Genomic DNA, 23,003 nt, shown 5'->3' on the forward strand with positions numbered 1-23,003 from the left:
CTGTTTTAAAGTTTATGTGGTGAGAGGCGGAATTGGTTCACCTCTCTCTTTTTTTGAATCATCTCTGCTGTTTATTGGCTCACCTCCTTCAATAATTGAATCATCGACTGGAGGAGGCTGCTTTTTTGGCTCACCTCCAGTCATATTTGTATCACCTCTTCGCGTAATTGAATCACCTCCCGCTATTATTGGCCGGACGGACGCCCCCGTTGCCTTAAATCTAAATACAGGCCCGCCCCCCTTCGTTTTTCTCCAAAAGTACGTTATAATTAAGGATACGTTTTTTTTCGAAAAGGTGGAGATGGTGAATGCAGACTCAATTGCTCGCAGATGGAATGGAACGGCTTGAGCAGCGACTGTTCAGGCAGTTTTCGCCTGCTGATCAGACAGATGAACGCCTTGTGCAAAAGGGATTATTTTTATACAGACAGGGCACTGTGTATGAGATGGGGTTTGATGCGAACAATCAGATGCTGAAGGCGAAAGTGCGGGATGTTCATGGGGTGAGTGTGCGTATTTCACTAAATCCTGATAAAGGAAGCAGCTGCAGCTGTCCTGAGGAGCCCTGGTGCCGTCACAGAATGGCGGTGTTTTTCAAATTTTATCAGGAGAATGCCAGTGTCAGTCAGTGGATTCAGTCATGGCGAAATCAGAAGCAGGATGCAGTGGTGAGAGCGAACAAATCTCCTGAAACATGGCGCAGACTTGCTGAAGATACGGCTGCAGCGATTCCTGCTGAAAGTATTGTTCAAAATCCATACTTACTGGAGCACTATATCCTGGCAGGGTATCGCAAATTTCAAAAAAATGCACCTGTCGAAAAGGAATGGGTTCCTTTATATATGATGTATGTGTCATTTTACTATTACAACCGGCTGGCTGAGATGTTTGCAGGCAATCAGGCAGCAGATATCACCCGTGCGCTTGAAACGATCATGGAGTCCATGCAAAAAGCTGTTTATGATCTTGCTGTCTACGCAGCTCCGTTTTCATTCGATCCTTTTTTAAAAGGACTGAAGCGCGATACTGCTAAACTTCTTGAAAGAAAAGATCCGCTCAGTTTTTCAATCTATGGGATGATGTGGTTCCAGCTATTCACAAAACGAGCTGAACGTGAGCAGGAAGCTGAACGTCTGGCTAAAGACGGGCATTCTGAAGAAACACAGCTGGCAAAGACTGTTTTCTCGCTGCTGCGCAATGATACTGACTTTGAAAGTCAGTTTGCAAATTCTTCAGAGCTGGCGGTTCCTCACGCTGTTCAATGGCTTGAGTGGCTGCTGCGCGAGGATGAAATAGATCTATCAGTCCGTGTACTAGCAGCCATGCAGAAAAAGCTTGATCTCTATTTAGAAAGAATGGAAAATCATTCAGATCAGCGTTCATTTTCGTTATGGCTGATTCACAAAATAGAAGGTGAACAGCTCAGATTGCATGCGCCTGATGTGACGATCAAATTATACGAAAAGCTGCTGCCTTACAGTGCGCGTCATTTAGGCGCTGTGATGCTTGATGCCGGTAAATATAAAGAGTGGGTCGAGCTCGTGCATTGGGTGGACTTTTCACCCGAGGAGCTTGAAGCAGCCGGATTAAAAAAACTGATGGAGCGCAAGCCCGAGTTTGCGGCTCCGCTGCTTCATCAGTGGGTGGAAAGCTTAATTCAGAAAAAACAGCGCGAAACGTATAAAAAAGCGGTGCGCTATTTAAAGAAATTAAAAAAGATTTATCAGGGAATGAATGAAGAACCGCGCTTTGAGCTTTATATGGACCAGCTGATGAGTCGCTATAAGCGGCTGCGGGCATTTAGAGAAGAATGCGAAAGGGGGAAACTGATTCATGGAAAAGATTGATGTACTGCCACTTGCTGACGGCTATTTTTCAATTCGGGTCATAACAGAAGACGGTGAAATGACAGACCCGGCGTTATGGCAGTACGAGTTGCTTTTGTGGCATAAAGAGTCGTTCCATGGCACTTCCCTTCCTTCATTTAGCGGGATGCCTTCAGACAGTATTGCACTTGATAGCTGGGCTGTGCTGACATTGTTTGCCCAGCCGGAATTCCACGGCAGAATCCAGTGGGAATTATCTGAGCAGGCCGATTTTATGTATGACGCCGCTCCCCTCCTGTATGAATGGATCACTGAAGGTAAATGGCTGGGAGAATGGAACCTTGAAGCAGCTGAGACGTTTGATATGAAGCTTAGCGAAGAGTTTTGGAGTGAGTGGATAGATATGTCCTACAGCGGTGAAACGCCTGACGCGGATAAGAAGAAGTTTATGAATGAATGGTATGAACATGCGATCACATCGTTTTTCGACCATCATCCAAGAAGCTCAGGCCTTGCTGCGCGACTCTTCAACAGTGGACACGTGCTCACTGCAGAAGACCTGGCTGCTTATTTTGACGAAACGAAATGGAAAATGTGGGTTGAACAAAAGGATCTTGAGCTTCCTTACCGCTTCGGACTGCGACTGGAAGAGCCTGAATCTGAGGAACAGCCCTGGCGGATGCAGCCGTTTCTGCGCGACAGCAGACGTGCTGACTGGACGTATGATCTGGACCTGACCAAGCCGCTGACTGATTCACTTCCAAAAAGATGGCTCGATGAAGAACATGCGATTGTTCAAGAGCTTGACCGCTGGGTGAGACTGATTCCTTATTTAAAAGAGGACGATCAGTGGCAGCTTGAAATGGCAGAGGAACGTGCATGGCTGTTCTTAACCGAAGGCAGTGAAAAGCTGCTGGCACTGGACGTTGAGATTCTCCTTCCAGGATGGTGGCGTTCCATTCAGAAATCAAATGTGTCGTTGAAAGCTGCTGTCAAAGGCGACCAAAACTACCGACCTTCATTCGTTGGACTTGATTCACTCGTGGATTACGACTGGAAAATTTCCGTAAACGGACAGGATCTTTCGGATGAAGCATTTCAATCTCTTGTAGAAGAGAAAAGGCGTTTTATTCAGCTAAATGGTGAATGGGTGGCACTTGATCCCGCAATGATCGCACGGATTCAGCAGGCCATGCAGGCTGCTAAATCCAAAGGGATCAGTATGCAGGATTTACTTGATGACCATTTGAATGATGATGAAGATGATGAAAGCGCCGACGATTTACGAATTCAGTTTGAACTGAACCGGTCAATGAAATCAATGATGGAAAAGCTGAATGATACAGGAAAAATTCCTCTCCTCCCTACTCCTGACAATCTTCAGGGAGAGCTGAGACCTTATCAGCAGCAGGGATTCAGCTGGATGAGCTTTTTGCGTGCCAACCGTTTTGGTGCCTGTCTGGCTGATGATATGGGACTTGGAAAAACGATTCAACTGATCAGTTACATGCTCCATGTCAGAAAAAATGAATCGCCGGAACAGCCATTTTTAATCATTTGCCCAACATCCGTTCTTGGGAACTGGCAACGTGAAATTGAACGTTTTTCCCCTGATCTGGAAGTGCAGCTGCACTACGGGCCTATGCGGGCAAAAAGTGAGGCATTCAACCGGTCAATCGCTCATGCAGACGTGGTCCTGACTTCATATGGATTGTGTCACGCTGATCTGGAAGAACTTTCTGCTGTACAGTGGACTGCAGTTGCGCTTGATGAAGCTCAGAATATCAAAAATCCATTTACCAAACAGTCCAAGGCTATCCGCAGTCTAAACGGTCAGCATCACCTTGCACTGACAGGTACTCCAATGGAAAACAGACTGTCTGAGCTTTGGGCGATTTTTGACTTTATTAATCATGGTTATCTCGGTTCACTTGGTGCATTCCGTAAAGACTTTATTGCACCAATCGAGCGTGACAGTTCCGAGGAGCTGACATTAAAGCTGCAAAAAAGAATCCGTCCATTCCTGCTGCGCCGAACAAAGGTTGACCCGGCAGTCGGTCTCAATCTTCCTTCTAAAATTGAACAGAAGGAATTTTGTCCACTGACTTCTGAACAAGCTTCACTTTATGAACAGCTTGTTCAGGATACACTTGAAAAGATTCCACAATTGTCAGGGATTGAACGCAAAGGAATGGTCCTGCAAATGCTGAACAGACTGAAACAGCTATGTGATCACCCTGGCCTTTATCTCCAGGAGGAATCGCCGAAGGACATTGTGACACGCTCTGAAAAAATGGGTAAACTGATGGACCTGATTGAACAGATTCTTGAAGCTGAAGAAGGCACGATTATCTTCACCCAGTATATTTCAATGGGACGCATGATTCAGGACACGCTACAAAAAGAATACGGCTTTAAAGTGCCGTTTCTCAACGGTTCTACGCCAAAGGCTACACGTGATCAGATGGTGGAGCAATTTCAGGCCGGCGATTTCCCTGTGTTCATTTTAAGTCTGAAAGCCGGCGGAACCGGACTGACGCTGACCGCTGCAAACCATGTCATACACTATGACCGCTGGTGGAATCCTGCAGTTGAAAATCAGGCAACCGACCGTGCTTACCGGATTGGACAGACCCGTTTTGTGCATGTGCATAAATTTATTTCTTCAGGAACGATTGAAGAAAAAATTGATAAGATGCTTGAGAAGAAACAGTCACTAAATGAAGATATTATTCGCGGCGACCAGTGGATTACGGAGCTTTCAAATGAAGAGTTAGAGGATTTATTAGTATTAAATACTTGAGGAAAACCGTCTGACTTCGTCAGGCGGTTTTTGTTTAAGAAGAATTTAGAGGAAGATTGCGGGAAGCATTTGTGTCCTGCAGGCTTCACAATGGGGAAGGTTTGCGGGCACTGCAGGAAGCAGATGCTTGTTAGAGCGGAGCCATGGCCTGTATTATCTGATTGTTTCTAAATGAGTTTCCTGAGGTGGAGCGGTGGTTCGCGGAATCGGCTGTTCAAATGGTCCGGGATCGACTGATAACTTTTTACGATCCATGAATCTGACATTATCAACGTGGACTTCAGTCGTATATTGTCTGGTCCCGTCATCACGTTCAAATGAACGTGACTGAATACTGCCCACTACGCCTACAAGAGATCCTTTTTCACAGTAGGCGTCCGTATTCTGTGCATTTCTGTTCCAGATCGTGCATTTGATAAAATCCGCTTCAAATTCTCCGGCCTGATTTTTAAATGAACGATTTACAGCAATAACGACGTTGAGCACTTGCCTGTTTCCTGCAATTTCTTTCAGTTCCGGGTCTTTCGTCAATCTCCCGACTAAAGTTACCTGATTAATCATAATACTTCCTCCTTTCTGCTAGGCTCTGTAAAGTGGCTGTTGATTTCCGCTTCAGGCGGACGCTTTCCGCGGCCGGGCGCAGGAGTCACCGCCATACGCTCCAATCATCAGCTATGCAAAAACACCATTGCACTTTAACAAAGCTTTCTGCTAAGATATGTTCATCTTATACGGTGCTTAAATTGTTGTAAAACACAGAAATGTTCATTTTACTGTCGTTTTATCTGTATAAAAACGCTCAATTCCTAAGGAGAAAATAACCTTTTAGGCGACAATATTCCCCGGGAAATGATCTAAAAGATTATTTTTCATATTTTTTGTAAAATTTTCAGCTGTGTTATAATAAAGGTATAATTCGTAAAGGAGCTGGGCGGAATGAAGACGTTTAAACTGATGAAGATTCAGATTATTGAAGATGAGACCATCCGTAACTTCAATCTGCATGATGGGTTAATTATCAATAAAGAAGATGACCATCAGACGTGGATTTTAGAAGCATTTTTAGATGGTTCAGAGGCTGAGTATTTCAAGAGTCTTCAGCAGAGTAAGCATGACATTGAGGTGCTTGCGGTCATTTCAAATGAAAAGAATGACCCTGCAGGTTTGTATGCCGCAGTTCATGAAGTAAAAGAAATCGGTGATAGAGTCAGCGTCTTGTTCACAGCTCACATGCGTAATCAGAGAAATGAATATGCGGAGGAACTGCTCGCTTACATATTAGATAATAAAAATATTTCCGGTGATGAGCTGCTTGCGGAGTTTAAGCATCAGATGCAGGAGAAGCCGAGGATTAAAAAATAACATACAAAAGGGCTGTTCAAAAAATCAGGTTCACTGACTTTTTGAACAGCCCTTTTAATTTATCTTATGAAAGCTTTCTTTCCAGTGATTGAATCACATATTTCGCTTCAGCTTTGCATGAATAATCCATATCAGTCCCAGTGCTTAATTGAAGCTGTTCAATTCTTTCAATCTGGGCAGGTGTAGGTTCTTCTTCCAGCACCTTCTCGATTGTTTCATTAATTTTATTGGCAAGCTCTTCATGAAATTCCGGGCTCTCTTTAACAGATGGCTCCAGGTTCTGATACCATGACGCCTGTGTTGTAATATATGTGCTCCATCCATTCATAAACTCAACCATACTGAATTTATCTTCATTCCATTCAATTTCAGCCATGTACTGCTCAAGAGCTGTATTAATTGAACGGGTAATACTGATTTTAGTCCCTGTTGGCAATTGTTGTAGCATGTAAGAAACGAACCTCCTAGCTCTATACGATACGATAATTTCCCAATGACTGTGCGATGCTCAACTTTGATGTAAAAAGGCTCTTTGTGAATTTTACCTTATTGCTGACAAAAGCACAATCATCTATACATCCCAGTGGTATTTCATATGTCTTTACTCACGATATAATCTTTTTTCAGGTGTAAAAAGTCTTGTGAATTCCACTATGTAAAAAGAATCTGCCGGAGATCTCCGGCAGAATGTACTTACTCATCACGATTGTCGCGGTCTTCGCGGTCAATGTCGTCTTCGATCATGTCTTCACGATTTGTGTTATCATCGCGCATCATGTCTTTGTCTTCATCAGTATTGCGGTCATTGTTACGATCCCCATCCATGCCCCAGTCATCGTCTGTGCGGTTGTTGTTATCCATCGCATTGTTATCCCGGTTGTCATTCATCGGGTTTTCCATCATGGATTCGTTATCGTTACCTGGAACACCGTCGTTGACATTACAGCCGACCATTAGAGCTGCGGCGATCAGCGAGCCTGCGGTCATCTTGATGTATTTTTTCAATTTGATTCCTCTCCTTTTTTGTGGGGTGACCAATCACGGTCTGTCGATAGTTTCCCCGGAGAGTGATTAAATATGTATGAGTGCTTGAAACGAAACGTGGACAAGCCAACTAAGTCTCTGTTAGCCGGTTCACTGCGCTCCAGGCGGATGCTTTCCGCGTGGCGTGCGCTAAGCCTCCTCGAGCTAAAGCTCTGTGGGGTCTCAGCTAGCACGCTTTTCACGCTGGAGTCACCGCCTTCCGCTACGCTCACCTCTGAAAGTAACTTTAAACCGATAAAAATCATGTAATTATTTCAAAGCGCCATTAGATTATGTCCAACTCTGAATCGCAGGCGTAGTGCGCTTGCCTCAGTTCATGTCAACAAGTTAACAGTGGTTTACTGTAATTTCTTAATCTTAATCGCTGCTGTACAACGCATTCGGGCCTGTCCACCAGTTACGCTTTTTTTATTTAATCGCAAACATAATCTCTGTTTCACAAGCCACTTCGCCATCGACCGTAGCGGTTGCTTTGCCTTTGCCGATTGGTCCTTTGATGCGGACGATTTCGACTTCCAGGCGGAGTTGATCGCCTGGCTTAACCTGGCGTTTGAAGCGGCAGTTGTCGATTCCTGTGAAGAATGCAAGCTTACCTCTGTAATCCTCCTGTTTAAGCATGGCAACTGCGCCAGTCTGTGCCAGTGCTTCTACAATCAGCACGCCTGGCATAACGGGATAATCCGGGAAATGGCCGTTAAAAAACTCCTCATTAGCTGTTACATTTTTGATGGCAACTGCGCGTTTTCCTTCTTCAATTTCCACTACTTTGTCAATGAGTAAAAATGGGTAGCGGTGGGGAATAATTTCTTTGATCTGCTGAATGTCTAACATCAAAATACCTCCTGCTATTCTGTATCTTTTGTGACAAGATCTATGATATGCGTCCATGTTTCTTTTTTCAGGACATCCTGAGGTGTTCCGTCTCCGATCACGCCGTAGCCGACCATGAGCCCTACCATCAGGCTTAAGCCAGCAAGCAGGATAATGAGACCGACTCTGATCAGAATCGGAAACAGGCGGACCTGAACCCATTTCGGTGTGCCTGAATTTTTTTCTTTAGTCTTTTCTTTATTTTCAGAACGTGTCTCAGACATATTGCAATAACTCCTTTAACGCAATCCGTTGACAAGACCGGACATCTGATCAGAGATCGAAACGGCTCTTGAATGAAATTGGTAATTTCTTTGAACTTCAATCAGCTCAGTAAATGCTTTTGATAAATCTACGTTTGATTGTTCAAGTGCACCCTGTTCGAGTCCAATGCCCGGTCTGAGTCCACCTTCCATCTGAACGAGCAGTTCACCCTCTTCGACCCCTAATTCATCAAGATTATCCGGAAGTCCGAGATAAATGCTCGATACACGGTCCATTAGCTGTGGTCGCTGAATATCGACTACGCCGAGCTCCACTTCCTGCTGTGCTCCGTTTGATTCAACGAGTAATGTGCCATCATCCTGCAGCTGAATATTTTCAACTGGTCCATCAAGCATAATGAGTTCGTCATTTTGATTTAAAATGCCATTCCCTTGTGCATCAACAAGCATCACTTCGTCATCATTAACAGGTGTCAGGTAAAAAGCACCGTCACGCGTGAAATTTTGCTCAGCTGTGCCATCAGGAGATTGAACGAGCACTTTAAAATAAAGGTTTTCTCCTGTAAATGCGAAATCCAGCTCTCTATCAGTACGCTGCAAAGATCCTTGTGTACCGACTAGCTGAGATTGGGAAATTTTCGCGCCATTCCCTACTCTGATACCATCCGGCGTCATTCTTGGTGCTTCATCCCCACGCTGGTTCTGGACTTGCTGATGAAGGAGGGAATTAAAATTTGCTGTCGTCTGCTTATAGCCTGTTACAGCTGAATTGGCGATATTATTTGAAATCAGATCAAGCTGCTGCTGCAGCTGATTCATTGTGTTTGTAGCAGTAACCATATTACGATTCATACATTAGCCTCCTTAGTTCAGCCTGCCGACTTCGTTAACTGCTTTTTCCATGCTGCGGTCATAAGCCTGCAGTACTTTTTGATTTGCTTCAAATGATCGGTACGAAGTCATTAGATCGGTCATTGTTCTGGCACTGTCGACATTGGAACGTTCCAGTGAACCCTGCGTCATTGTGAAGCCTGCATCCGCTACATCGTACGCGCTTGGATAAACGGTTCCTTCAGGTGCTCTGTATAACTCGTTGCCTTCTTTGACAAGTGCTCGCGGGTCATCTGAATAAGCAACACCAATTCTTGCGACATTTTCACCATTCTGAATAATTTGTCCGCCGTCTGTCACTTCAAAACGGTCGTTTTCCAATTCAATTCTCTCACCGTTATCATCGAGTACATATTGACCGCCTGGTGTTGTCAGAAAGCCATCAGCATCCAGTGCAAAATTTCCGTTTCTGGTATACCGGTCGGTGCCGTCTTCATTCTCCAGTGCGAAAAACAGCGCGCCTGGAATACCCGTTTCCTCATTTATCGGCAAATCGCCCTGCAGAATGGCAAGGTCGGTAGTCAATCCTGTTTCACGCAGGTCTCCCTGAGTAAATAGAGGGACCGCTTCCTGCATATATACACCCGTGTTCAAACCGCCGACTTGTGTCATTCTATTGGATGACATGCCATTTTGTGTCGGAACTTTAGATTCCCCAAGACTTGAAAGCAACATCTCAGGAAATGCTCTCATTGAAGCCTGGTCCGCCTTGAAGCCAGGTGTATTCACATTAGACATATTATTCGTCAGCATTTCAGTCTTTCTTTGCTGAGCCAGCATTCCGGTTGCGACTGTATAGAAACCTCTAAACATCGTTTTCACCCCATTATTTTTTACCAATGACTTATTATACCAAGATTCTGCAATATACGGACGGATTATAAAGAGATTCCTTCTTTTGGCATTGTCAGAAGGAATCTCCTTCAATCAATTATCCCAGTTTACTACTAGGAATTTTATCAATATTTTCCAGCATAACGCCGGTGCCGATCGCCACGCAATCCATTGGGTTTTCTGCAACAAATACAGGTACTTTCAATTCTTCAGCGAGCAGCTGATCGATCCCGTGAAGCAGCGCACCACCACCGGTTAAAATCACACCGCGGTCAATAATATCAGCTGACAGCTCAGGAGGTGTTTTCTCGAGTACGTTTTTAGCTGCCTGAACAATGATTGCAACTGATTCACGGAGAGCTCTTTCAACTTCTGCTGATCTAATTGAAATTGTACGCGGCAATCCGCTCACCATATCACGACCGCGAATTTCCATTTCCTCATCCCGTGAATCCTGGAAGACGGTTGCGATATTCAGTTTAATTGCTTCAGCAGTACGTTCACCGATCAAAAGCTTGTACTCTTTTTTCACATAATTTAAAATGTCTGCATCGAATTGATCACCGGCCATTTTAATAGACTGTGACGTGACAATGTCGCCCATTGAAAGCACGGCTACATCAGTCGTACCGCCGCCGATATCAACGACCATATTCCCACTTGGCTGGAAGATATCCATCCCTGCACCAATCGCAGCAACCTTTGGCTCTTCTTCAAGGAAAATACGTTTGCCGCCACTCTTTTCAGCAGCTTCACGAATTGCTTTTTGTTCAACGCTTGTGATATTTGTCGGGCAGCAGATTAAAATACGTGGCTTAGACATAAAACCTTTTAAATTCAATTTGTTAATAAAATGCTTCAGCATTGCTTCAGTTACATCAAAGTCAGCAATGACTCCATCTTTAAGCGGACGAATCGCAACAATATTGCCCGGCGTTCTGCCGACCATGTTCCGTGCTTCTTCACCTACTGCAAGTACGCGGTTTGTGTTTTTGTCAATTGCAACGACGGATGGTTCATTCAGTACAATGCCTTTTCCTTTTACGTGGATCAGCAGGTTTGCTGTTCCGAGGTCGATTCCTATATCTTTAGAAAACATGTTTTGGTTAGACTCCCTTCGGTCACTGGTTAATGGGTTTTTCAAAAATAGTTTACTTTGATAACCGCTTTTGATTTCCGTGGATGGCTGCGCTTTCCTGCCCCCGGTCGGTGAGCCTCCTCGAGCTAAAGCTCTGCGGGGTCTCACCTGTCCTTTTCCGGGGCGGGAGTCTACGCCCTCCACTACAATCAAAAGCTTGGTTTTGTTTAAAACAGAGTCAGACGATCTAAACTCTGTATTTCACTTCCTTTAAAAATGCTTCAAGAAAAATAGTATGTAAACACATTCTGTTTTTTCTGAAGGTATTTTATTTGTATTCATCATCTGGAATTTACTTTTCATTCGTTTACGTATCTTATATCGGTTTATTTTTACTGCATGTTAGCCACACAGAAGCTTTACATTCCACAAACTTTGTTAAAGTCCGCCTTTAACAAAGCCCTTCCATAAGATCAGGGTGAGTCCATTTTAATGAAAGCATAGTCCAATAAGTATATATTACCACAACTAAAAGAGGAGGTCATGAACCAAACAAACGTTTGATTCATAACCTCCTCTTTTTTCAGTTGGATAATCGCTGCTTCTTTTCATACTTGGCTTTTGTGGCTTCTCCGCCCCTTAAGTGTCGGATCGCTTTATGATAATGAAGAATAGTCTTTACTTCGTCTGCGAGCGCCGGGTCAAGTTTCGGCAGCCGCTCGGTTAAGTCTTTGTGCACTGTACTCTTAGATACCCCAAAAATTTTTGCGATAGAGCGGACCGTCTCTTCTGTCTCTACGATGTGCCTGCCAGCCGAGATTGTTCTCTCTCTGATGTACTCATGCACGTTGCCGGCCTCCTGTGGGTCCGTTTGTGCATTATATGCCGGCAGGCGGTTATGATATACCTATTATTGCGTAATTGACATCGGGTCAATTGCCTGACCGTCTTTTTTCACTTCAAAGTGAACGTGAAGTCCGGCTTCCGGGTTCAGTTCACTGACACCAGCTTGTGCGATGACCTGACCCTGTCTCACTTCTTCACCTTCAGCAACTGCAATATCTTCAATTGCCTGGTAGCGCGTGACATAGCCGTCATGTTCGATTTCCACAGCATTTCCGATAAACGGATCTTCTTCAACGAGTGTGACTTTTCCACTCATTGCTGCCACGACTTCAAAAGGTTCTCCATCCTGAACAAGGTCCACACCCAGATTCGGATAGTATGTCTGGTTTACTACGACTAGTGACTCCTGCTGTTCAGATGCATCTGCAGTCTGATCGTAAAATGCTTTATGCACTGTCACTGCGTCCGGATTTGAGACTGGCAGACTCAACGTTTCTGTAGACTGATTGACTTCAACCGTCTCCTGGTTACCTGGACCGTAAGTATAATCCGGCGTCTCTTCCTGATACACGTACTCACTTTCCGTTGACTGCTCTGCTACTTCTGAACTTTTTTGTCCCTGAATAAAGAATACAGTTCCTACCGCGAGTGCCCCGCATCCCAGGTATACAGCGGGTACTGCCCAGCGTTTCTTAAAAAACTTCTTAAAACTTTCCGACAGGGTAGATTGATTTTTGTCTCCCTTAATCATTTTCATCACCTCAGCACTCATTTTGAACGCTTAGAGGAAATTCTATACATTGTCACAATTTTTTTCTTCAAAATCCTTTATTGCGTGATACAATCCCAGATAGTATACGTCGATGAAAGGATTCTTCTACATGATCAAATGGCTTAAACTATTTATCACCGCTCTGCCTTTTATGTATATGATCCTTGTATGGGTGCTGTCGAGTTTACCGCACGACGCGGTTCTTGAGCTGCCATCCGGGTCATTTGACCGCTTTTTAAAAGAATCACTGCATTTAATCGAGTTTGGTATTCTTCATTTCTTATTTATTGCTGCTCTACTTGTCCATGGCAAGCTTACAGTAGCTACACATACCCTTGCAGCTGTGTTTGCAGCGTTTTACGGCTTCGTTGATGAAATACACCAGGCATTCGTTCCATACCGCTCAGCGACGATGATAGACGCTGTGAAAGATGTGGTGGGTGTCTTGATCGTGTATCTGGTGGTTCAGCGTTTTTATTTTGTAAAGAAAGACAGCATTCTGAGAAAGCTGTTTATGCGTTTGGAGAGTTATTTTCAGGGGTGACTGCTGTATTTGCTGCACTGATGGTCATATGGGTGTGATTGACGGCAGTGAAACGGCTGCTGACGGTGAGGTACGCCCGGATTGACAGCGGTATAACTGTATTTGATGGTTGATTCCGCAAATTTGACAGTCGCTACCCCAAAAAATCAGTCTCTTTCATATCAAAAAGAAGCATCCCGCATTGGAATGCTTCTTTTTTCATCTTTTCACCAGCAGTGCCGGGACTGCCTGATCGATTGTAGCCAGTTCGACCCCCTTAAAGTAGTGGTGAACGATTTCCTTGTAGGTACTTCCAGCGAGGGCCATGCCGTTTGCGCCGTATTGACTCATCCCTACACCGTGACCATAGCCTTTTGTTTTAATGATCACACTTTCACCCTGCTGAACCCATTCGAAGTCGGTCGAGCGCAGGTCGAGTGCTTCCCGGATCTCTCTTCCGCTAAATGTTTTCCCTGCTATCTCAACGGTCTTAATACGGTTTCCAGGTGTTCTTTCAAGAATGCTTCCCTGTTCACCTTCTTTTAAGTCAATACCAAGCTTTTCTTCAAATTCAATGATTGGCATTGAGGCTTCATGGTGAAAGCCCGGCGCTGCCTGCTCATCCCATTTGCTTTCAACTGATGCTAAATATGGGACATCCTCTTCCCAGTAATCTTTCGCATTTTCTGTCCAGCCATTGCTCGTTGAGAAGAACGCAGCTGTGATTGGCCTACCTTCATATGTCAGGATTTCACCTTTCGTTTCATTTACAGCTTCTTCAATTGCTTTGATTTTCCACGGGAATTCATCTTTCCATATTTCTTTTAATTCCTCTCTGCTTTTATAAACTTGATGAGCAGTGGAATCTGTGATCGGCTCTTCACCACTATGCGATAAAAATTTTGTGACATATGTTCTTGCAGCCAGTGCCTGTGCTTTCAATGCCTCTTTTTCAAATGAAGCAGGCATCTCACTTGCCACAACCCCTACCACGTATTCTTCCAGCTCCACAGGTTCTATTTCACCGCTCACCTGCCTCATCACAGGAACTGTCAATTTTGCGGAAGGTGCCTCAGTCGATTCAGTCGATTCAGTCGATTCTTCTTCAGGTAAAGGGGTTTTGATTTCTTCTTTTGGCGATACGATAAACGCCGGGATAACGAGTAATAGTAAGAAATATCCCACAAATAAAATGAGCAGCTTAATCCGCTGGTGCATCTTCACCCCTCCAGACATAGGTTATGGAGGAGTATATGCAGCAAAGCAGAGGGTCAGACCCCAAACTTCAGTGCAGAGGTAAGTCTGCACAAAATAAAAAAAAGCAGTATACTCACGGCTTTGCGTGTGTATACTGCCTGTATAAACGTATAATCAATTAGATGATCGTGATGGTATAAGAATAAGAAGTATGAGTTCTGTAAAATTATACGCGTACTGCTGTTGCAGCTGCTTCTGCTCTAGCTTCTGTTTCTTCACTTACACGTTCTACGTTTGCACCAAGTGCCACTAGCTTTTCGTGGAAATTCACATAGCCACGGTCAAGGTGTTTTAATTCAGTAACTTGTGTGTAACCATCTGCTACAAGGCCTGCAAGGATCAGTGCTGCTCCTGCTCTCAGGTCAGTTGCTGCTACTTCTGCTCCCTGTAAGTCACTTGGTCCGTTCATAATAACTGAACGTCCTTCGATTTTCACACTTGCATTCATGCGGCGGAATTCTTCTACGTGCATGAAGCGGTTTTCAAATACTGTTTCAGTAATAACGCCTGTTCCATTAGCATTCAGCATAAGTGCCATCATCTGTGACTGCATATCAGTCGGGAAGCCCGGGTGAGGCATTGTTTTAATGTCGACTGATTTAAGGTTACCGTTTCCGATAACACGAACGCCTTCATTTTCTTCAATGACTGTTACGCCCATTTCTTTCAGCTTCGCAATGACTGATGCTGAATGTTCAGGGACAGCATTTTCAATCAGTACGTTTCCTTCAGTAATGGCTGCTGCCACCATGAATGTTCCGGCTTCGATACGATCAGGAATGATTGTGTGTTCTGCACCGTGCAGTTCTTCTACACCTTCGATTCGAATTGTATCTGTACCGGCACCCTTGATTTTAGCGCCCATTTTGTTCATATAATTTGCCATATCAACAATTTCAGGTTCTTTCGCGCAATTTTCAATCACTGTTGTGCCTTCTGCAAGTGTTGCTGCTGCCATAATATTTTCAGTAGCACCTACACTTGGGAAGTCCAGATAAATTTTTGCGCCTTTCAGACGTCCGTCAGTTTTTGCTTCAATAAAGCCATTACCAACATTTACTACTGCGCCCATCGCTTCAAACCCTTTCAGGTGAAGATCGATTGGTCTTGAACCGATTGCACAGCCGCCAGGAAGTGCAACTCGTGCATGACCATTTCTTGCTAGAAGTGGTCCCATAACCTGAACTGATGCACGCATCTTACGTACATATTCAAATGGTGCTTCCAGAGCCAGCTTGCTGCTTGCATCCACGATTACTTTATTTTCTTCCTTTGTATAGCTCACATCTGCATTCAAATGTGACAGCACCTGATTAATTGTCGTTACATCCGATAGTGCAGGTACTTCCAGTAAAGTACTTTTACCTTTACCTGCTAAAAGTGCTGCTGCTAATATTGGAAGAACTGCGTTTTTAGCGCCTTCTACTTTAACTGTACCTTGCAGCGTGTTCCCGCCGCGTACGATAATTTTTTCCAAGTGAGTTCCCCTCCGCGTCTTCATTCTCATAATACTATTCATATTCAACGTAAGTGACTGAAGTGATATCATCTTCTTCAATCCCGCAATAGGCCAGATTCAATAAACGTCTCAAATACTAGTGAACTTTCATACTAAAACATTACAAATTTATCATTCTAAAACTCTTTAATACAAGAGAAGAAAGTCATGATTCATGGCAATTTGACATTATTTTCACTTGCCATATCCTTTATATCGGCTAAAGTTTCTGCCTTTATATACACTCTGTTCTCTTATATATGAAGAGTTTCAGATAGCCCCTGCCGGTTTAGTTGCGTATGCTTGACTATTCCACACCTATATAAAGTTAAACCATTTCTTCCTAATTTAATAGATAAAAAACACTCATTTTTACAAAATTGAACGTTTTTACAACATGAAAACCTTTTCATTGTGACAATTTTGTGGCTACCAGAGATACGGTAACTGTTGGGACCAATTTGTGTAAGATAAAAAGAAATTTGCTACTGATGATCCGATTGCAATGCTGACCAGAATAAAAAGTACTCTTGCCTGCAGTACACGGTTAGGTCTGATTGCTTTATCAAATCGCAGCGCCTGCATTGACCAGAATGTTAAAGCGATGAAAATTAAGTGGATCATCATGCTCAAAAGCGCCTGCTGTCCAAACTCTTCCATAGTCCGACCCCTTTCTGCCAACTTTGTCATTCTAACAGAGAATACTTAGAATTCAATGAGAATGTGTCCGTAGTTTGTAAAAATGCTCATAAAGTATGATGTCAGTCCTCTTCTGGAGGATAAATGTTTACCGGTAATTTGGGCGACACAGTGGGGTCGGAGTCAGTGGTTCATTTATGGAATGATTGTAAAAGTGGCACGGTCAACTCCGACCCCACCGTTACACCTAAATAATGTAAAAAACCCACACTGCAACCCAAGTCCATTTATAGAATCCAAATAAAAAAACCGGCCCCTGTACCGGCCTGGCTTGGAAGCCATTCCGGGGAGGGTGCCGGTTAAATCAGTTACATTTTGTTTTCGTATACATCAATGCGGTTCATTGCACGACGAAGTGCAAGTTCTGCGCGTTTGAAGTCAACGTTGTCCTGTTGGGCCTGCAGAAGGCGCTCTGCCCGCTGCCTGGCTTCTTTCGCACGCTCGATATCAATTTCAGTTGCCGGCTCTGCTGCCTGCGCCAGAATTGTTACCTGCTCAGGACGGACTTCTAAAAATCCGCCGGTTAGTGCTACAAGTTCAGTGCGTCCTTCTTTTTTCAATCGGACAGCACCGATCTCAAGCGGTGCAACCATCGGGATGTGCCCTGGCAAAATGCCGAGCTCCCCGCTCTGAGCTTTTGTGCTCACCATTTCTACAGCAGACTCGTACACAGGGCCATCGGGAGTAACGATATTGACGTTAACGGTCTTCATTTTTTTCCCTCCTGGTCCCTAATTATACTTCTACGCCCATCTTCTTAGCAGATTCGAGTACATCCTCAATGCGTCCAACTAGACGGAATGCATCTTCCGGAAGGTGATCGTATTTACCTGCAAGAATGTCTTTGAATCCTGCGATTGTTTCTTTAACAGGTACATAAGAACCTTTCTGGCCTGTAAACTGCTCTGCTACGTGGAAGTTTTGTGATAGGAAGAACTGGATACGACGTGCGCGTCCAACGATCATCTTATCTTCTTCCTGAAGCTCATCCATTCCCAGGATGGCAATGATATCCTGAAGCTCTTTGTAACGCTGAAGCGTCTGCTGAACTTCACGTGCTATACCGTAATGCTCTTCTCCAACGATCTCAGGAGACAGTGCGCGTGATGTTGAAGCAAGCGGGTCAACGGCTGGGTAGATACCCATTTCAGAAAGCTTACGCTCAAGGTTTGTCGTTGCATCAAGGTGGGCGAATGTTGTCGCCGGTGCAGGGTCAGTGTAGTCATCGGCAGGTACGTAGATCGCCTGGATCGATGTTACTGAACCGACATTTGTCGACGTGATACGCTCTTGAAGCTGACCCATTTCAGTCGCAAGTGTCGGCTGGTAACCAACGGCTGATGGCATACGGCCTAGAAGGGCTGATACCTCAGAACCTGCCTGCGTGAAACGGAAAATGTTATCGATGAACAGTAGAACATCCTGTCCTTGCTCATCACGGAAGAATTCTGCCATTGTCAGACCTGACAGGGCAACACGCATACGCGCACCCGGCGGCTCATTCATCTGTCCAAATACCATTGCTGTTTTCTTAATAACGCCTGAATCAGTCATCTCGTGGAAAAGGTCATTTCCTTCACGAGTACGCTCTCCAACACCTGCGAATACCGAGATACCGCCGTGCTCTTGTGCGATGTTGTTGATCAGTTCCTGAATCAGTACGGTTTTACCAACACCAGCTCCTCCGAAGAGACCGATTTTACCACCCTTGATGTATGGAGCAAGCAGATCTACTACTTTGATCCCAGTTTCAAGGATTTCTGTATCAGTTGAAAGCTGTTCAAAAGTTGGTGCTAAACGGTGAATCGGATCACGCTGAACGCTTGCATCTACATCTCCTGCAAGGTCAATCGCTTCTCCAAGTACGTTGAATACGCGTCCAAGTGTAGCATCTCCAACAGGAACAGTAATTGGTGAACCAAGGTCCGTTACTTCTGCTCCGCGCTGGATGCCGTCTGTGGAGGACATCGCAATGGTACGAACAGCATCATCACCAAGGTGAAGTGCTACTTCTAACGTTAGTACATCGGCTTCTGCTGAACCGGATGCTACTGTTAGAGCGTTATAAATATCAGGCAGCTGGCCATTGTCAAACTTAATGTCAACAACTGGACCCATGACCTGTAAAACGCGTCCTTTATTCATCATTTTCCCTCCTAGCTTGCTTATGGAAGCCGAGCGGGAAAGCCCGGCTGAACTTAATATGTCTTTAATAACGAGAGATTGACCTCCGTTCAGGGCGAACGCTTTCCGCGGGGACGGCGGTGAGCCTCCTCAGGCTTCGCCTTGCGGGGTCTCACCTGTCCGTCTTATCCCGCTGGAGTCGTCGCCCTTCTCTCCGGTCAACTCTCTGAAAAAGTCTTAGTACGTTTCAGACAAAGCTACCTGAAACTGTTAAGAATACAGGAAGTCAATCTGGATTTATATTAGTTTTCCTGTGCTGCTGCGCCGCCGACGATTTCGGTGATTTCTTGAGTAATCGCGGCCTGGCGGGCACGGTTGTATGATAATGATAGTGAATCGATAAGATCTTTGGCGTTGTCCGTTGCACTCTTCATTGCTGTCATACGGGCAGCGTGTTCACTTGCTTTACCGTCAAGCAGTGCGCCATAGATCAGGCTTTCTGCGTATTGTGGTAAAAGCACTTCCAGGATTGCTTCAGGTGATGGTTCAAACTCGTAAGATGTCATTGCGCTAGTTTCAGCGGCTACATCTGTAAGAGGGAGAACCTTCTTCTCTGTTACTTCCTGTGAAATTGCGCTGACGAAGTGGTTGTAGTACATGTAAAGCTCGTCGAAAGCTTCGTCTGCATACATGCCCACTGCTTTCCCCGTAATTTCTTTCACATCAGCAAAGCTTGGCTGGTCGGGTAATCCAATGATGCTATCGATGATATTCATGCCTCTTTTTGCAAAGAAGTCACGTCCTACACGTCCGATTGCAAGGATGACATATTCATCTTTGCTAGAGTGACGGCTGTTAATCGCATTCATTGCTGAACGGATCACATTGGAGTTATAAGCTCCTGCAAGTCCTCTGTCAGATGTGATCACGAGGTAAGCTGTCTTTTTCACGGGACGGTTTTCCAGCATCGGGTGTGATGCGTCCTTCGCGCCTGTTGCAATAGAAGCAACCACTTCCTGAATCTTGTTCATGTAAGGGTTGAATGATTTCGCGTTATCCTCTGCACGGGACAGTTTGGATGCGGATACCATTTCCATTGCTTTCGTGATTTGACTTGTCTTTTTCGTCGACGTGATTCTGTTTTTAATATCGCGTAACGATGCCACTGGTTCTCACCACCCTTTAATGTTGAATTGCTGGTCTACTTACTCGCTTTTAGCAAAAGTCTTCTTGAATCCGTTGATCGCTGCTTCCATATCACTGTCTTCAGGCAGACCTTGCGTTGTGCGGATGTGATCCAGCAGTTCTTTGTGGTTTTGATCCATCCAGCTCAGGAATTCGTTTTCGAAACGGCGAATGTCTTCTACTGGAATATCATCAAGGTGTCCTCTTGTTAATGAATAAAGGATCATAACCTGTTTTTCTACTTTAAGCGGCTTGTTCAGGTCCTGCTTCAATACTTCTACAGTACGTGCACCACGGTTCAGCTTTGCCTGAGTTGCTTTGTCAAGGTCAGAACCGAACTGTGCGAATGCTTCAAGCTCACGGTATGCTGCAAGGTCAAGACGCAGTGTACCTGATACCTTCTTCATCGCTTTGATCTGTGCTGATCCACCAACACGGGATACTGAAAGACCGGCGTTGATCGCTGGACGTACACCCGAGAAGAATAGATCTGACTGAAGGAAAATCTGACCGTCAGTGATTGAGATTACGTTCGTTGGAATGTAAGCAGAGATATCTCCGGCTTGTGTTTCAACGAATGGCAGGGCTGTGATTGAACCTGAGCCCAATGTTTCATTCAGCTTCGCTGCACGCTCAAGAAGACGGCTGTGAAGGTAGAATACGTCACCAGGATATGCTTCACGACCTGGAGGACGGCGTAATAGTAATGAAAGTTCACGGTATGCAGATGCCTGTTTCGTTAAGTCATCATATACAACAAGCACGTGCTTGCCATTAATCATGAATTCTTCACCCATTGTTACTCCAGTATACGGAGCAAGGAACAATAGCGGTGCAGGCTGTGATGCTGATGCCGTTACAACGATTGAGTAATCAAGTGCCCCGTGCTTACGAAGCGTTTCAACTGTACCACGTACTGTTGATTCTTTTTGTCCGATTGCAACATAGATACAGATCATGTCCTGGTCTTTCTGGTTCAGGATTGTATCGATTGCTACAGATGTTTTACCAGTCTGACGGTCACCGATGATTAACTCACGCTGTCCGCGGCCGATTGGTACAAGTGCATCGATCGCTTTGATACCAGTCTGTAAAGGCTCGTGTACTGACTTACGTGCCATTACGCCTGGTGCCGGGCTTTCAATTGGACGTGATTTAGACGTGCTGATAGGCCCAAGCCCATCAACTGGCTGTCCAAGCGGGTTTACTACGCGACCGATCATTTCTTCTCCAACTGGAACTTCCATGATACGGCCTGTACGGCGAACTTCGTCGCCTTCTTTAATGTCTCGGTATGGTCCAAGAATAATGATACCGACATTGTTTTGCTCAAGGTTTTGCGCCATACCCATAACGCCGTTAGAGAATTCAACAAGCTCTCCAGCCATAACGTTATCAAGGCCATGAGCACGTGCGATACCGTCACCAATTTCGATAACTGTACCGACCTCCGTTACTTCGATATCCGATTGATAGTTTTCAATCTGCTGTTTAATCAGCGCGCTGATTTCTTCAGCTTTGATGCTCATGAATGTCACCCCTCATTTCGTGGATCTTATCGTTTCAGTTCACTTTCAAGACGATTTAGCTTATTGCGAAGGGTGCCGTCGAAAATACGGTTCCCGATGCGAATGCGAATGCCGCCAAGAAGTGCTGAGTCTACGTGATTATGAATGTCAAGACGCTGTTTTCCGACTTTCGGAGCAAATGAAGCAGAAATTGCTTCCTTGTCTGCGTCAGATAATTTTGTTGCTGATGATACATGTGCAATCGCTGTGCCGCGCGCATCAAGTGCACGATTAATATATTCAGTAGCCATCTCCGTTACTTCATTGTTACGGCGGCGGTCAATCAGAATATAGATGGTATTCAGCACATGACTTGAGATGCCGCTGAACGATTTCCCGATCAGCTGCTTCTTCTCATCTTTCGACCACTTAGGTGATTGAAGGACTTTCGAAAGTTCAGGAGTTTTAATAAAAACTTCCCGGACTGTGCGAAGGTCTTCTTCAATCTGATCAGTCTGTCCTTGCTTTACCGCCAGCTCAAAAAGTGCCTGAGCGTAACGTGATGCTGCAGTCGATTTGCTCATCGCAGATCCCCTGCCTTTGCAATTGTTTCGTCAATCAGCTGCTGTTGTTCTGCAACTGTCAATTCTTTTTCAATTACTTTAGAAGCAACCAGTACTGAAAGTGTTGCGACCTGCTCGCGCAGTGCTGCAACTGCCTGGTCTTTTTCTGTCTCGATTTCGCGAAGTGTTGCCTCTTTCATACGCTCTGATTCTGCACGCGCTGCAAGAACAATCTCTTCACGCTGAGCATCACCCTGTTTGCGGGCGTTTTCAATCAGTTCCTGCGCATCCTGACGAGCTTCTTTCAAAAGCTGGCGCTGCTCTTCAAGCTGCTGCTTCGCTTCTGTACGGCTTTTTTCAGCCGCTTCGATTTCGCCGGCAATGTGGTCTTCACGCTGTTTCATGATGCCCATTAATGGACCCCATGCGAATTTCTTTAGTAATGCTAGTAAGATGATGAACATCGCTAATTGGAAAAGGATGTCTCCCTCACTGAAGCCGCTGGCCCCAAGTACAAATGCATCAAGTGTGAACACGCTCGTTTCACTCCCTTCAGAAGTCAGTCAAATACGGAAAGTTAGTTACTTATTTCATAAGACGTGGCTGACTTCCGCTTCAGGCGGACGCTTTCCGCATGGACGGCGGTGAGCCTCCTCAGGCTTCGCCTTGCGGGGTCTCACCTGTCCGTCGTTCATGCTGGAGTCGCCGCCTTACGCTCCAGTCAGCCGTTATAATAGATAGAGATACTTTTTGAAATCAGATGTTCTGTAAAAAATGGCGAAGCATGTCACTGAGTGATCTTCGCCATTTTATGTTCAATATTATTGACCTTGTACGATGAACGCGATAACTACGGCGATGATCGGAACGGCCTCAACTAGTGCTACCCCGATAAACATTGTTGTTTGAAGCATACCGCGGGCTTCTGGTTGACGTGCGATACCTTCTACTGTTTTAGATACGATCATACCGTTACCGATACCTGCACCTAGTGCTGCTAAACCTACTGCTAATGCTGCTGCTAAAAGACCAATTGAACCTGTCATTTGGGTATATCCTCCTTGTTGTGGGTAAGTAATTTTTGTTTAAATGTTTG

General features: G+C 44.9%; 24 protein-coding genes. 4 read left to right on the forward strand and 20 right to left on the reverse strand.

Annotated features, from left to right (window positions below; translation table 11 throughout):
* The first annotated feature begins 308 nt into the window (after window positions 1-308).
* Together E2626_RS01825 and E2626_RS01830 are read left to right on the forward strand one after the other, a co-directional pair.
* The gene (locus tag E2626_RS01825; RefSeq protein ID WP_134379030.1) at window positions 309-1,847 is read left to right on the forward strand and encodes an SWIM zinc finger family protein; all 1,539 of its coding nucleotides are present in this window, start codon (window positions 309-311) and stop codon (window positions 1,845-1,847) included.
* Window positions 1,834-4,629, forward strand: a complete 2,796-nt coding sequence (locus tag E2626_RS01830; protein ID WP_134379032.1) for a DEAD/DEAH box helicase — start codon at window positions 1,834-1,836, stop codon at window positions 4,627-4,629. The genes E2626_RS01825 and E2626_RS01830 overlap by 14 nt, the downstream gene beginning before the upstream one ends.
* A 153-nt stretch (window positions 4,630-4,782) precedes the next feature.
* Here E2626_RS01830 and E2626_RS01835 read toward each other — a convergent pair whose 3' ends face one another.
* On the reverse strand, window positions 4,783-5,190 hold the full coding sequence (locus tag E2626_RS01835; protein WP_134379034.1) for a single-stranded DNA-binding protein: 408 nt from the start codon (window positions 5,188-5,190) through the stop codon (window positions 4,783-4,785).
* Window positions 5,191-5,565: 375 nt separating this feature from the next.
* Between E2626_RS01835 and E2626_RS01840 the strand changes: the two genes are divergently transcribed.
* Window positions 5,566-5,991 (forward strand): YwpF family protein, encoded by a 426-nt coding sequence (locus tag E2626_RS01840; RefSeq protein WP_134379036.1) that lies wholly within the window; start codon window positions 5,566-5,568, stop codon window positions 5,989-5,991.
* A 64-nt stretch (window positions 5,992-6,055) separates the two neighbouring features.
* On the opposite strand, the gene E2626_RS01845 is transcribed toward E2626_RS01840, so the two are convergent.
* The 9 genes from E2626_RS01845 to E2626_RS01885 form a co-directional block, all read right to left on the reverse strand.
* Complete coding sequence (locus E2626_RS01845; protein ID WP_134379038.1) at window positions 6,056-6,439, reverse strand: hypothetical protein; 384 nt, start codon at window positions 6,437-6,439, stop codon at window positions 6,056-6,058.
* Window positions 6,440-6,684: 245 nt separating this feature from the next.
* Complete coding sequence (locus E2626_RS01850; RefSeq protein ID WP_134379040.1) at window positions 6,685-6,996, reverse strand: hypothetical protein; 312 nt, start codon at window positions 6,994-6,996, stop codon at window positions 6,685-6,687.
* Between the two features lie 447 nt (window positions 6,997-7,443).
* Window positions 7,444-7,866: a 3-hydroxyacyl-ACP dehydratase FabZ gene (gene fabZ / locus E2626_RS01855; RefSeq protein ID WP_134379042.1), complete on the reverse strand. Its 423-nt coding sequence runs from the start codon at window positions 7,864-7,866 to the stop codon at window positions 7,444-7,446.
* Between the two features lie 14 nt (window positions 7,867-7,880).
* On the reverse strand, window positions 7,881-8,129 hold the full coding sequence (locus E2626_RS01860; protein WP_134379044.1) for a DNA-directed RNA polymerase subunit beta: 249 nt from the start codon (window positions 8,127-8,129) through the stop codon (window positions 7,881-7,883).
* A 15-nt stretch (window positions 8,130-8,144) separates the two neighbouring features.
* Complete coding sequence (locus E2626_RS01865) at window positions 8,145-8,981, reverse strand: flagellar hook-basal body protein (RefSeq protein ID WP_134379046.1); 837 nt, start codon at window positions 8,979-8,981, stop codon at window positions 8,145-8,147.
* Between the two features lie 12 nt (window positions 8,982-8,993).
* Window positions 8,994-9,833 (reverse strand): flagellar hook-basal body protein, encoded by an 840-nt coding sequence (locus E2626_RS01870; RefSeq protein WP_134379048.1) that lies wholly within the window; start codon window positions 9,831-9,833, stop codon window positions 8,994-8,996.
* A 118-nt stretch (window positions 9,834-9,951) separates the two neighbouring features.
* Window positions 9,952-10,953 carry a rod shape-determining protein gene (mreB, locus tag E2626_RS01875; RefSeq protein ID WP_134379050.1) on the reverse strand — a complete coding sequence of 334 codons (1,002 nt, stop codon included), beginning with the start codon at window positions 10,951-10,953 and terminating at the stop codon, window positions 9,952-9,954.
* Between the two features lie 562 nt (window positions 10,954-11,515).
* Window positions 11,516-11,779 carry a sporulation transcriptional regulator SpoIIID gene (spoIIID, locus tag E2626_RS01880; protein ID WP_134379052.1) on the reverse strand — a complete coding sequence of 88 codons (264 nt, stop codon included), beginning with the start codon at window positions 11,777-11,779 and terminating at the stop codon, window positions 11,516-11,518.
* Window positions 11,780-11,842: 63 nt separating this feature from the next.
* Window positions 11,843-12,529, reverse strand: coding sequence for a M23 family metallopeptidase (locus E2626_RS01885; protein ID WP_166786708.1), 687 nt, complete (start codon window positions 12,527-12,529; stop codon window positions 11,843-11,845).
* Between the two features lie 130 nt (window positions 12,530-12,659).
* On the opposite strand from E2626_RS01885, the gene E2626_RS01890 reads away from it, so the two are divergent.
* Window positions 12,660-13,094 carry a VanZ family protein gene (locus tag E2626_RS01890; protein WP_134379056.1) on the forward strand — a complete coding sequence of 145 codons (435 nt, stop codon included), beginning with the start codon at window positions 12,660-12,662 and terminating at the stop codon, window positions 13,092-13,094.
* 198 nt (window positions 13,095-13,292) lie between these two features.
* On the opposite strand, the gene spoIID is transcribed toward E2626_RS01890, so the two are convergent.
* The 10 genes from spoIID to atpE form a co-directional block, all read right to left on the reverse strand.
* The gene (gene spoIID / locus E2626_RS01895; RefSeq protein ID WP_134379058.1) at window positions 13,293-14,291 is read right to left on the reverse strand and encodes a stage II sporulation protein D; all 999 of its coding nucleotides are present in this window, start codon (window positions 14,289-14,291) and stop codon (window positions 13,293-13,295) included.
* A gap of 205 nt (window positions 14,292-14,496) precedes the next feature.
* The gene (gene murA, locus E2626_RS01900) at window positions 14,497-15,807 is read right to left on the reverse strand and encodes a UDP-N-acetylglucosamine 1-carboxyvinyltransferase (RefSeq protein ID WP_134379060.1); all 1,311 of its coding nucleotides are present in this window, start codon (window positions 15,805-15,807) and stop codon (window positions 14,497-14,499) included.
* 450 nt (window positions 15,808-16,257) lie between these two features.
* The gene (locus E2626_RS01905) at window positions 16,258-16,488 is read right to left on the reverse strand and encodes a DUF1146 family protein (protein WP_134379062.1); all 231 of its coding nucleotides are present in this window, start codon (window positions 16,486-16,488) and stop codon (window positions 16,258-16,260) included.
* Window positions 16,489-16,835: 347 nt separating this feature from the next.
* Complete coding sequence (locus E2626_RS01910) at window positions 16,836-17,240, reverse strand: F0F1 ATP synthase subunit epsilon (protein ID WP_134379064.1); 405 nt, start codon at window positions 17,238-17,240, stop codon at window positions 16,836-16,838.
* Window positions 17,241-17,262: 22 nt separating this feature from the next.
* Entirely contained in the window at window positions 17,263-18,672 is a 1,410-nt protein-coding gene (gene atpD / locus E2626_RS01915) for a F0F1 ATP synthase subunit beta (protein ID WP_134379066.1), read from the reverse strand.
* A gap of 281 nt (window positions 18,673-18,953) precedes the next feature.
* Window positions 18,954-19,817, reverse strand: coding sequence for a F0F1 ATP synthase subunit gamma (locus E2626_RS01920; RefSeq protein ID WP_134379068.1), 864 nt, complete (start codon window positions 19,815-19,817; stop codon window positions 18,954-18,956).
* A gap of 39 nt (window positions 19,818-19,856) precedes the next feature.
* Window positions 19,857-21,365 (reverse strand): F0F1 ATP synthase subunit alpha, encoded by a 1,509-nt coding sequence (gene atpA / locus E2626_RS01925; protein WP_134379070.1) that lies wholly within the window; start codon window positions 21,363-21,365, stop codon window positions 19,857-19,859.
* Window positions 21,366-21,391: 26 nt separating this feature from the next.
* Complete coding sequence (locus tag E2626_RS01930; RefSeq protein ID WP_134379072.1) at window positions 21,392-21,928, reverse strand: F0F1 ATP synthase subunit delta; 537 nt, start codon at window positions 21,926-21,928, stop codon at window positions 21,392-21,394.
* Entirely contained in the window at window positions 21,925-22,443 is a 519-nt protein-coding gene (atpF, locus tag E2626_RS01935; RefSeq protein ID WP_134379074.1) for a F0F1 ATP synthase subunit B, read from the reverse strand. Before atpF ends, E2626_RS01930 begins: the two co-directional genes overlap by 4 nt.
* 285 nt (window positions 22,444-22,728) lie before the next feature.
* Window positions 22,729-22,941, reverse strand: a complete 213-nt coding sequence (gene atpE / locus E2626_RS01940) for a F0F1 ATP synthase subunit C (RefSeq protein ID WP_039813889.1) — start codon at window positions 22,939-22,941, stop codon at window positions 22,729-22,731.
* Window positions 22,942-23,003: the final 62 nt, after the last annotated feature.

Source organism: Jeotgalibacillus salarius (assembly GCF_004405125.1).
GTDB lineage: Bacteria > Bacillota > Bacilli > Bacillales > Jeotgalibacillaceae > Jeotgalibacillus > Jeotgalibacillus salarius.

Excerpts from the sequence above, each read along its gene's own strand:
- E2626_RS01825 (WP_134379030.1), top strand. The coding sequence starts at position 309 with ATGCAGACTCAATTGCTCGCAGATGGAATGGAACGGCTTGAGCAGCGA.
- E2626_RS01830 (WP_134379032.1), top strand. The coding sequence starts at position 1,834 with ATGGAAAAGATTGATGTACTGCCACTTGCTGACGGCTATTTTTCAATT.
- E2626_RS01835 (WP_134379034.1), bottom strand. The coding sequence starts at position 5,190 with ATGATTAATCAGGTAACTTTAGTCGGGAGATTGACGAAAGACCCGGAA.
- E2626_RS01840 (WP_134379036.1), top strand. The coding sequence starts at position 5,566 with ATGAAGACGTTTAAACTGATGAAGATTCAGATTATTGAAGATGAGACC.
- E2626_RS01845 (WP_134379038.1), bottom strand. The coding sequence starts at position 6,439 with ATGCTACAACAATTGCCAACAGGGACTAAAATCAGTATTACCCGTTCA.
- fabZ (WP_134379042.1), bottom strand. The coding sequence starts at position 7,866 with ATGTTAGACATTCAGCAGATCAAAGAAATTATTCCCCACCGCTACCCA.
- E2626_RS01860 (WP_134379044.1), bottom strand. The coding sequence starts at position 8,129 with ATGTCTGAGACACGTTCTGAAAATAAAGAAAAGACTAAAGAAAAAAAT.
- E2626_RS01865 (WP_134379046.1), bottom strand. The coding sequence starts at position 8,981 with ATGAATCGTAATATGGTTACTGCTACAAACACAATGAATCAGCTGCAG.
- E2626_RS01870 (WP_134379048.1), bottom strand. The coding sequence starts at position 9,833 with ATGTTTAGAGGTTTCTATACAGTCGCAACCGGAATGCTGGCTCAGCAA.
- mreB (WP_134379050.1), bottom strand. The coding sequence starts at position 10,953 with ATGTTTTCTAAAGATATAGGAATCGACCTCGGAACAGCAAACCTGCTG.
- E2626_RS01885 (WP_166786708.1), bottom strand. The coding sequence starts at position 12,529 with ATGATTAAGGGAGACAAAAATCAATCTACCCTGTCGGAAAGTTTTAAG.
- E2626_RS01890 (WP_134379056.1), top strand. The coding sequence starts at position 12,660 with ATGATCAAATGGCTTAAACTATTTATCACCGCTCTGCCTTTTATGTAT.
- spoIID (WP_134379058.1), bottom strand. The coding sequence starts at position 14,291 with ATGCACCAGCGGATTAAGCTGCTCATTTTATTTGTGGGATATTTCTTA.
- E2626_RS01905 (WP_134379062.1), bottom strand. The coding sequence starts at position 16,488 with ATGGAAGAGTTTGGACAGCAGGCGCTTTTGAGCATGATGATCCACTTA.
- E2626_RS01910 (WP_134379064.1), bottom strand. The coding sequence starts at position 17,240 with ATGAAGACCGTTAACGTCAATATCGTTACTCCCGATGGCCCTGTGTAC.
- atpD (WP_134379066.1), bottom strand. The coding sequence starts at position 18,672 with ATGAATAAAGGACGCGTTTTACAGGTCATGGGTCCAGTTGTTGACATT.
- atpA (WP_134379070.1), bottom strand. The coding sequence starts at position 21,365 with ATGAGCATCAAAGCTGAAGAAATCAGCGCGCTGATTAAACAGCAGATT.
- E2626_RS01930 (WP_134379072.1), bottom strand. The coding sequence starts at position 21,928 with ATGAGCAAATCGACTGCAGCATCACGTTACGCTCAGGCACTTTTTGAG.